This window comes from Candidatus Rokuibacteriota bacterium (assembly GCA_030647435.1).
In the GTDB taxonomy this organism is placed as follows: domain Bacteria; phylum Methylomirabilota; class Methylomirabilia; order Rokubacteriales; family CSP1-6; genus AR37.
In genome coordinates this window covers 1-8078 of the sequence record JAUSJX010000169.1, presented here as the reverse complement: position 1 = coordinate 8078, position 8078 = coordinate 1, and the positions used below count along the sequence as shown (strand labels likewise).

Annotated in this window: 9 protein-coding genes; 5 read left to right on the top strand and 4 right to left on the bottom strand. The window is 69.9% G+C overall.

Annotation, left to right across the window (positions count from 1 at the left end; translation table 11 throughout):
- Positions 1-461 precede the first annotated feature (461 nt).
- The 5 genes from Q7W02_28520 to Q7W02_28500 are packed head-to-tail and all read left to right on the top strand — an operon-like array spanning position 462 to position 4273.
- The gene (locus tag Q7W02_28520; GenBank protein MDO8480070.1) at positions 462-776 is read left to right on the top strand and encodes a hypothetical protein; all 315 of its coding nucleotides are present in this window, start codon (positions 462-464) and stop codon (positions 774-776) included.
- Positions 773-1480 (top strand): methyltransferase, encoded by a 708-nt coding sequence (locus Q7W02_28515; protein MDO8480069.1) that lies wholly within the window; start codon positions 773-775, stop codon positions 1478-1480. Before Q7W02_28520 ends, Q7W02_28515 begins: the two co-directional genes overlap by 4 nt.
- Positions 1477-2265: a ChbG/HpnK family deacetylase gene (locus Q7W02_28510; protein ID MDO8480068.1), complete on the top strand. Its 789-nt coding sequence runs from the start codon at positions 1477-1479 to the stop codon at positions 2263-2265. Before Q7W02_28515 ends, Q7W02_28510 begins: the two co-directional genes overlap by 4 nt.
- The gene (locus Q7W02_28505) at positions 2265-3209 is read left to right on the top strand and encodes an ROK family protein (protein ID MDO8480067.1); all 945 of its coding nucleotides are present in this window, start codon (positions 2265-2267) and stop codon (positions 3207-3209) included. Before Q7W02_28510 ends, Q7W02_28505 begins: the two co-directional genes overlap by 1 nt.
- Positions 3206-4273 (top strand): alcohol dehydrogenase catalytic domain-containing protein, encoded by a 1068-nt coding sequence (locus tag Q7W02_28500; protein ID MDO8480066.1) that lies wholly within the window; start codon positions 3206-3208, stop codon positions 4271-4273. The genes Q7W02_28505 and Q7W02_28500 overlap by 4 nt, the downstream gene beginning before the upstream one ends.
- 135 nt (positions 4274-4408) lie before the next feature.
- On the opposite strand, the gene Q7W02_28495 is transcribed toward Q7W02_28500, so the two are convergent.
- From Q7W02_28495 to Q7W02_28480, 4 genes are all read right to left on the bottom strand, one after another.
- The gene (locus tag Q7W02_28495) at positions 4409-5386 is read right to left on the bottom strand and encodes an ABC transporter substrate-binding protein (protein MDO8480065.1); all 978 of its coding nucleotides are present in this window, start codon (positions 5384-5386) and stop codon (positions 4409-4411) included.
- Positions 5387-5591: 205 nt separating this feature from the next.
- The gene (locus Q7W02_28490) at positions 5592-6326 is read right to left on the bottom strand and encodes an ABC transporter permease (GenBank protein ID MDO8480064.1); all 735 of its coding nucleotides are present in this window, start codon (positions 6324-6326) and stop codon (positions 5592-5594) included.
- A complete protein-coding gene (locus Q7W02_28485; protein MDO8480063.1) occupies positions 6323-7069 on the bottom strand; it encodes an ABC transporter permease subunit in 747 nt (248 codons plus the stop codon). Before Q7W02_28485 ends, Q7W02_28490 begins: the two co-directional genes overlap by 4 nt.
- Complete coding sequence (locus Q7W02_28480; protein MDO8480062.1) at positions 7066-7851, bottom strand: ABC transporter ATP-binding protein; 786 nt, start codon at positions 7849-7851, stop codon at positions 7066-7068. Before Q7W02_28480 ends, Q7W02_28485 begins: the two co-directional genes overlap by 4 nt.
- Positions 7852-8078: the final 227 nt, after the last annotated feature.

Genomic DNA, 8078 nt, shown 5'->3' with positions numbered 1-8078 from the left:
GAGCGCCGCTACCAGAGCCGTGTCGTCTCCCAGCTCATGCGCCGGGCCCAGGAACTCGGCTACACCCTCACCAAAACCGCGGACGTCTCACCCCCTGCCGGTTCACCCGCGTGATGATGTTACTTGGAAGAGCAGGCTAGCATTCAACCGACCCTCACCCCGATCCTCTCCCTGAGAGGGAGAGGGAGCGAGGTACGAACGGAGGTCTCTTGATGGAAGAGAAAGTGATCGCGTCGTGGAAGTACAAGAAGGGGGCGCTCGACGCCAAGACGGCGTACCTGTGCTACCTCGCGGCGAACCTGGCCGCGGGCAACACCCACTGAGCCAAGCGTGACCTGGCGGGCGCCAGGGCCGCGGGAGCGAGCGAGGACGAGGTGCGTGAGGCGATCAGCTTCGCCATCCGCGCCAATGCCGCCAAGACGCATGCCGACATCCTCAAGGTCTACGAGCCGGGCAGCTGAATGGCCGAGATCCGCCTGACCACGGGGTTCTCCACCGTCATGGGCCCGGACCAGGACGCGATCACGCGGCTCCTGACCGAGACCATCGAGCAGATCGCCCAGGACGACAAGAGCTTCACGCGCGCCAAGATCGTGTTCACCGAGTCCGACGAGCGCTGCGGGCTGACGGCCGAGCTCGACGGCGTCAAGAAGGAAGGCGTGCCGCTCCAGATCAATCTCGAGCAGCTCGAGGACGCCCAGACGCAGCCCGGCGCCCGCGCCCAGCTCAAGGAAGCCCTCCGCCTCTACTTCCGGAGGGTGATGGGGAAGCCGTGACGGCCGACGCGGGCCTGCTCCTCTTCCTCTACCGCGGCTGCGCGTTCCGCGTCGCCGACGGCGTCCAGCCGCCCAAGGCCGGTTCGCTCCTCTTCTGCCGCCACCTCGAGTTCCGCTCCGGCGAGACCGTGCTCGAGATCGGCACCGGTGTCGGGCTCGCCGCGGTGCTGGCCGCGCGCGAGGGCTGCCGCGTCCTCGCCACCGACGTGGTGCCGGCGGCGGTCGAGTGCGCCAGGGCCAACGCGCTCCTGAACGGCGTCGCCGACCGGCTGGAGGTGCGCCTCGGCGACTGCTTCGAGCCCGCGCGTGGGCAGGTTTTCGACCTCATCTGCACGAGCCCGCCCCAGATGCCGACGCCGCCGGGGCGCGAGCGCGGCGACCCGAGCGCGGCCGCCGACAATGGCGGCGTGGACGGCTGGGAGCTGCTCGACCGGGTGATCGCCGGCGCGCCCGCGCACCTAAAGCCCAGCGGCCGGCTCGTCTTCACCCTGTTCGGCTTCCTCGGTCCCAAGGGCGCCTGTGCGCGGCTCGAGGCGGCGGGACTCGAGCCGTCCATCCTCGCCCGCGAGACGCACGGCTTTCCCCGGATTGGGTACGAGCGGCTCGAGCACATCCGCGGTCTCGACACCGAAGGCGCCCTGCCGGCGGCCGGCATGCCCGCCACGGTGGAGCGACTCGTGGTCCAGGGAACGAGGCCCCGATGATGGCCACGCCAGCCGCAGGCGCCCCAGCCGCGGAACCAAAGGTCCTGATCGTCAACGCCGACGACTTCGGTCTCACGGGGGGTGTGAGCCGCGGCATCCTCGAGGCCCACCGGAACGGCATCGTCACGAGCACCACCCTCCTCGTGAACCGCGACATCCCGCCTGCACAGGTGGAGGAGCTCAAGGCCTCGGGCCTCGGCGTCGGCGTGCACCTCAACCTGACGCTCGGGACGCCCGTCGCCGATCCCAAGCGCGTGCCCTCGCTCGTGGACGCCGAGGGCCGGTTCGTCCGCGACGCGCGCGAGGCCGCGGCGCGGGCCAAGCTCGACGAGGCGCGCATCGAGCTCGGCACCCAGATCGATGTCTTCAGGGGGATCATGGGACGCTTCCCGACTCACCTCGACACCCACCACCACGTCGGACGCCTCGAGCCCGTCCTGGAGGTGGTGCTCGACTTCGCCCGGGCGCTCCGCGTGCCCGTGAGAAGCCAGGACGCTGAGGTGCGGGCCGCCGCGAGGTCTCTCGGCCTGCGGACGCCGGACCACTTCATGGGCGAGTCCGGCCCCGAGGCCTACTGGTCGCGCGAGCGGGTCCTCGAGCACCTGGCCGCGCTCCCCGCGGGCCTCTCGGAGTTCATGACCCACCCGGGCTACTTCGACGATGAGCTTGCCTACAGCCGCTACGGACGCCAGCGCGAGACCGAGCTCGCGGGCCTGACGGATCCGGGCGTCAGGCAGGCCGCTCAAAGCTACGGCATCCGCCTCGTCCACTTCGGGAACTGCTGATGTCGAAGCGGGGTCTCATCGGTGTGGACCTCGGCGGCTCGGTGGTTGCGGCCGGGCTCGTCACCCCCGACGGCGAGGTGCTGGCCCAGGCGCAGGACCCGACCCACAAGCGCGGCCCCGGCACCGCGGTCGCGACCGTCCTCGACGTGATCCAGCGAATGCACCAGACGGCGCGCGCCTTCGGCGTGATCGTCGAGGGTATCGGCATCGGCGTGCCGGGCACCGTGGACACCGAGCGCGGCGTCATCGGCCAGGACATCCACTACGTGCCGGAGCTGGCGGGCGCGCCGCTCGCGGCGACGGTCGCGGCCGAGACCGGGATCCCCGTCTACGTGGACAATGACGTCAACGTGCTGGCGCTCGGAGAGTTGATGTTCGGCGCGGGACGGGGCGCCCGCTTTCTCGTGGTGCTCGCCATCGGCACCGGCGTGGGCGGCGGCATCATCCAGGACGGGCGGCTCGTGCGCGGGCAGGGCGGCTTCGGCGGCGAGCTCGGTCACGTGCCGATCAACTTCGACGGACGCGCCTGCATCTGCGGCGGGCAGGGCTGCCTCAAGACGTACGTCTCGGGCACGGACATCGCGCTCATAGGAACAGAGCGTCTTAAACGCAATGTCTCCGCCGACGACGTGTTCCGGATGGCCGATGAGAGCAACCCGACCTGCCAGGAGTTGGTTACCGAGGTCTGCCGCGCGCTCGGGGCCGGGCTCGCGGTGATCGTCAACGGCCTCAACCCGGAGCGCCTCATCGTCACGGGCGGGGTGGCGGAGTCGCTCAAGCCGCTCGAGCTCCGCATTCTCACCCAGCTCCAGCGCTACGCGTTCGCGCGGGCGCTCGAGTCGACTCGCGTCGAGATCGTGCCGCAGAGCAAGCAGTCGACCGTTCGCGGCGGCGCCGCGCTGGTCCAATACGAAACCGAGCGACGGAGGGCTCCTATCCGATGAAGGCGATCACGTTCCACGGGACCGGGGATGTGCGGGTCGAGTCGGTGGCCGACCCGAAGATCATGGAGGCGACCGACGTCGTGGTGCGGATCACGACGAGCGCGGTCTGCGGCTCGGACCTGCACCCCTACCACGGCCGGGGCGCCGCTCCCGGCGGGCCGCCGCTCGTCGAATCGGGCTCGGTCATGGGGCACGAGTTCATGGGAGTGGTGGAGGAGGTGGGCGCGGGGGTCACGCGCCTGAAGAAGGGCGACAGGATCATCGCGCCCTTCTCGATCTCCTGCGGCTCCTGCGAGTGGTGCCGGATGCACCTGCCGACCCAGTGCACGACCACGGGGCGCGCGGTCTTCGGCGGGCGCTTCGGCAAGCAGTACCCGGGCGGCCAGGCAGAATGGATCCGCGTTCCCTTCGCCGATCACATGTGCGAGAAGGTGCCCGCCGGCATGACCGACGAGCAGGTCTTCTTCCTGGGCGACATCCTCTCGACCGGCTACTTCTGCGCCGAGAACGCGGGCATCCGCCCAGGCGACACGGTCGCGCTGTTCGGCGCGGGACCGGTGGGGCTCCTCGCGCTGCAATCGGCGCAGCTCTTCGGGCCGTCGCGCGTCTACGTCGTGGACCGCGTGGACTACCGCCTGAAGCTCGCGGAGGAGATGGGCGGCATTCCGGTGGACCTCGACAAGGTCGAGCCGGTCGCCGAGCTGCGGCGGCTCACGGGCGGGCGCGGCCCCGACGCGGTCCTCGAGTGCGTCGGCCACGAGGTGCCCTTCGGCCAGGCCATCCAGGCGGTGCGGCCGGGGGGCACGGTCTCGTCGGTGGGCGTCTACGTCGAGAACTCGATCGGCTTCCCGGTGCGCGAGGCCTTCTTCAAGGACCTGACGCTCAAGATGGGCATCTGCAACGCGCGCAACTTCATCCTGCCGCTGATGCCGCTCATCCAGGCCGGCAAGCTTCAGCCGACGCGCATCATCACCCACACCCTGCCGCTCGCGGACGGGCCGAAGGGCTACGCGATCTTCGACAAGAAGGAAGACCGCGCCATTAAGGTAATGCTCAAGCCCTAGCCCGGATTATGCGTGAAGAGAACGCCACCCTCACCCCGACCCTCTTCCTCGGAGAGGGAGAGGGTGACGTTTCGGTTCCCTCGCCCCCGGAGGGGGAGAAGGCAGGGTGAGGGGGCGGCGAGAACGCGGGCCGGGTCAGAGCTTCACCGGTGTGAACTCTGGCGTGTACATGTCGCTGAGCGGCAGCCGCGTCTTGAGGACGCCCAGCTCGAGCAGGGTATCCTGCATGAACTTCATCGCGTCGAGGTCCATGCGCCCGTCCGTCGACAGCAGCGGGCGGATGAGCTCGTAGGCGCGCTTGGTCGGGGCCTCCGGCCAGCCGATGGCCTTGGAGGCGATCTTGATGCTCTCGCCGGCGTTGTCGCGGCAGAAGCGGGCCCCCTGGAAGATGCTCTTGAGCGCCCGGCTGACGACGTCGCGCTTGGCCTTGATGATGTCGTCGGTCGAGTAGGCGACGAGGCTGATCCACTTGGGGGTCAGCTCGTCGAGCCGCATCAGGATGTGCCCGGCGCCCTCGGCTTCGATCACCACGCCCGCGTCACCGAAGATGGTGCCCTGGATCTCGCCGCGCTTGAGCGCCGCCATCTGCGCGTCGAGGCCGCCGAGGCCGACGATGCGCACGTCCTTCTCGGGGTCCCAGTTCATCTTCTTGGCCAGCATGCGGGCGAAGACCCACGTGGTGGAGCCGACGACGGTACAGCCGATGGTGCCGCCCTTGAGATCCTCGAGGCGCTTCACCTTGGGCACGACCGTGAGCGTGAAGTGGTTCTTCTCGACGACCGTCGCCAGCGCCCGGATCGTCGTTCCGCGCTCGCGGAAGACGAGCGGGTCCGTCGCCCCGGAGATCCCGATGTCGGCCGAGCCGGAGAGCACGCCCTTGAGCAGGTCGGGGCCGCCCTTGAAGGGGATCAGCTCGGCGTCGAGGCCGTTCTGCTTGAAGTAGCCCTTCTCGATCCCGACCAGGGTCGGCGTCACGACCCCGAAGTCGCCGAGCACGACCGCGCCGATCTTAACCGGCGTCAGCGGCTGCGCTCCCGCGGCCGAGGTCCGAGCCACCGCGGCTGCTGCCACGCCCGCCGCCGCCGTCTTGAGGAAGATGCGCCTCGTCGTCATGGGTAAGTCTCCTTTTGATGAACGGGCATTCTAGGACCGGGCATGTTAGCCCGGATTATGCGTGAACACATGCGCCACCCTCACCCCGACCCTCTCCCTCGGAGAGGGAGAGGGAGCCGTTTCGATCCCCTCGCCCCCGGAGGGGGAGAGGGTCGGGGTGAGGGGGCGCATAGGACGCGGAACACGCGTTCGTGAAGAGAGCATGTTAGCGCCAGCGCCCCAAACGCTGGTTCAGATGTTCGAGGAACAGCACGACCGAGATGGACAGCGCCGACACGATCGCCGTGGCCGCGAAGAGCTCCGGCGCCCTGAACGCCAGCGCCATGCGCTGCATCTGGAAGCCCATGCCGCGGTTGCCGGCCAGCATCTCCGCCAGGAGCGCACCCAGCAGGGCGAAGACCACGGCCACCCGCATCGCGGTCAGCACCGAGGGCAGCACTGCGGGGAGCAGGACCTTGCGGCCGACCTGCGCGCGGCTCGCGCCCATGGACACGGCCACCGTCACGAGCGTCGGGTCGACGTCACGGGTGCCGGCGGCGACCAGCACGACCACGGGAAAGATCGCGAACACCGCCGCCGAGAGCGCCGCCGTCGAAAGCCCGATACCGAAGATGAGGGCGATCCACGGCAGGATCAGGATTTTCGGGATGCCGTAGAGCGCCACGACATAGGGCATGGCGACCGCGTGCGCCGTCGGCCGCGAGCCCAGCAGGAGCCCGGCCGGCACGCCCACGCCGACGGCGAGCGCGTAGCCCAGAAGCGTCTTGACGAGCGTGTCGCCGAGGCGCGGCAGGGCTTCGATCGCCGTCGCTCCGAAAACACGGAGGACCGCCGACGGCGCCGGTATGAAGAGCGGGTCGAGCGCGCCCCAGCGCACAGCCGCCTCCCAGGCGAAGAGCGCCACCGTAACGGATAGCGCCTGGCATGCGAGCACCTTCATCCGGCCCATCGCTTCACCCGTCCCTCGATCAGCGAGCCCACGCCGTCGAGCAGCAGCACCGCCGCCGCGACGAGCACGACGAGCGCCGCGTACTCGGCCGTCATCATGAGCCCGTACGCGTAGTTGATCACGTAGCCGAGCCCGCCGCGGGCGCCGAGGAGCTCCCCGACCAGGACGCCCACCACGGAGAGCGCCAGGCCCGAGCGCAAGCCCCCGACCATGGTCGAGGCCATGGCGGGCAGCATGACCTTGCGGAACAGCATCCACGGCCCCGCGCCCATGGACAGAGCGACCGTGACGAGGGTCGCCGGCACCTGGCGGATGCCCGCGAGCACCGAGAGCGTCACGGGGAAGAAGCCGAGCAGGACCCCGAAGGCGATCTTGGAGGCGGGGCCGAGACCGAAGAACAGCATGAGCGAGGGGTACCAGACGACGCTCGGCACGGCGTAGAGCGCTGCAAGCAGCGGCTCGTAGATCCGCCCGAGCGTCTTCCTGAGGCCGAGGAGGAAGCCCACCCACAGCCCGCCCGCGACGGCGAGCGCGTAGGCCGCCGCGATCTCGCCCAGCGTGAGCCAGACGTGGCCCGCGAGCGGAGGCAGGTCGCGGGTCGCGAGCACGCGGCCGAGTGCTGAGGGCAGGCGCGAGGGCCCGACGTAGAGGATGGGGTTGAGCATGCGCGCCGCGGCCTCCCAGACGGCGAGCGCCGCCAGCAGCACCCCCGCGCGCCAGAGCCACACCCTCACGCTTGCCCCTCCATGGCGCGCAGAGATTCTTCGCGCACCTGCGCCCAGAGCTTGGCGTGGAGCGCGACGGCCTCGGGCCCGTCGAGGGCGCGCGGGTAGGGCAGGGGCACCTCGATCACGTCCTTGATGGACCCTGGCCGGGCCGTCATGACCGCGATGCGGTCGGACAGCGCGATCGCCTCGTGGAGGCTGTGCGTGACGAACACGATGGTTCGCGCGGTGCGCCGGCGCACCCCGACGAGCCACTCGCCCATGAGGAGCCGCGTCTGCTCGTCGAGCGCGCCGAAGGGCTCGTCCATCAAGAGGATGGGCGTGTCGAGCGCCAGCGCCCGCGCGATGGCGACCCGCTGGCGCATGCCGCCCGAGAGCTCGCGCGGGTACTTGGCCTCGAAGCCCTTGAGCCCCATGGGCTCGAGCAGTCCCAGCGCGATCTCGCGCCGGCGCGCGGACGGCACGCCCAGGAGCTCGAGGCCGAAGCCGACGTTGTCGAGCGCCGTGCGCCACGGGAAGAGTCCGGGATCCTGGAAGACGAGGGCGACCTTCTTCGGGTTCGGGCCCGTGACCGGCTCACCGTCGATCAAGATGGTGCCCGAGTCCGGGCGCACGAGACCGCCGATCATGCCGAGCACGGTGGACTTGCCGCAGCCGCTCGGGCCCAGGAGCGAGATGAACTCGCGCGGGCGCACCGTCAGGCTGATCCCATCGACGGCGGGAATGGGCCCGCTCGGCGTCACATAGCGCTTGCCAACGCCTTCGATGGCGATGGGCGCGGCGGCGGTCACTCGGGCCTCCGGGGGCTCGGCATCATGGGGCGGCGTGGCCCGAGGCTATGCCGGGCGCATCCGAAGGTCAAGGGCTCGGACGGCTCGGTAGTGTCTCAGTTTGACATTCAGTGGTCCCGGCCCGGAAAGACCTGAACCCACCCCCATTTGTCCTCGTGTTTCCCGTACCTCTCTCCGCACAGGTATTCGGTTCCCCGACCAGCCAGCTTTCGCTCGTATCAGGCGGC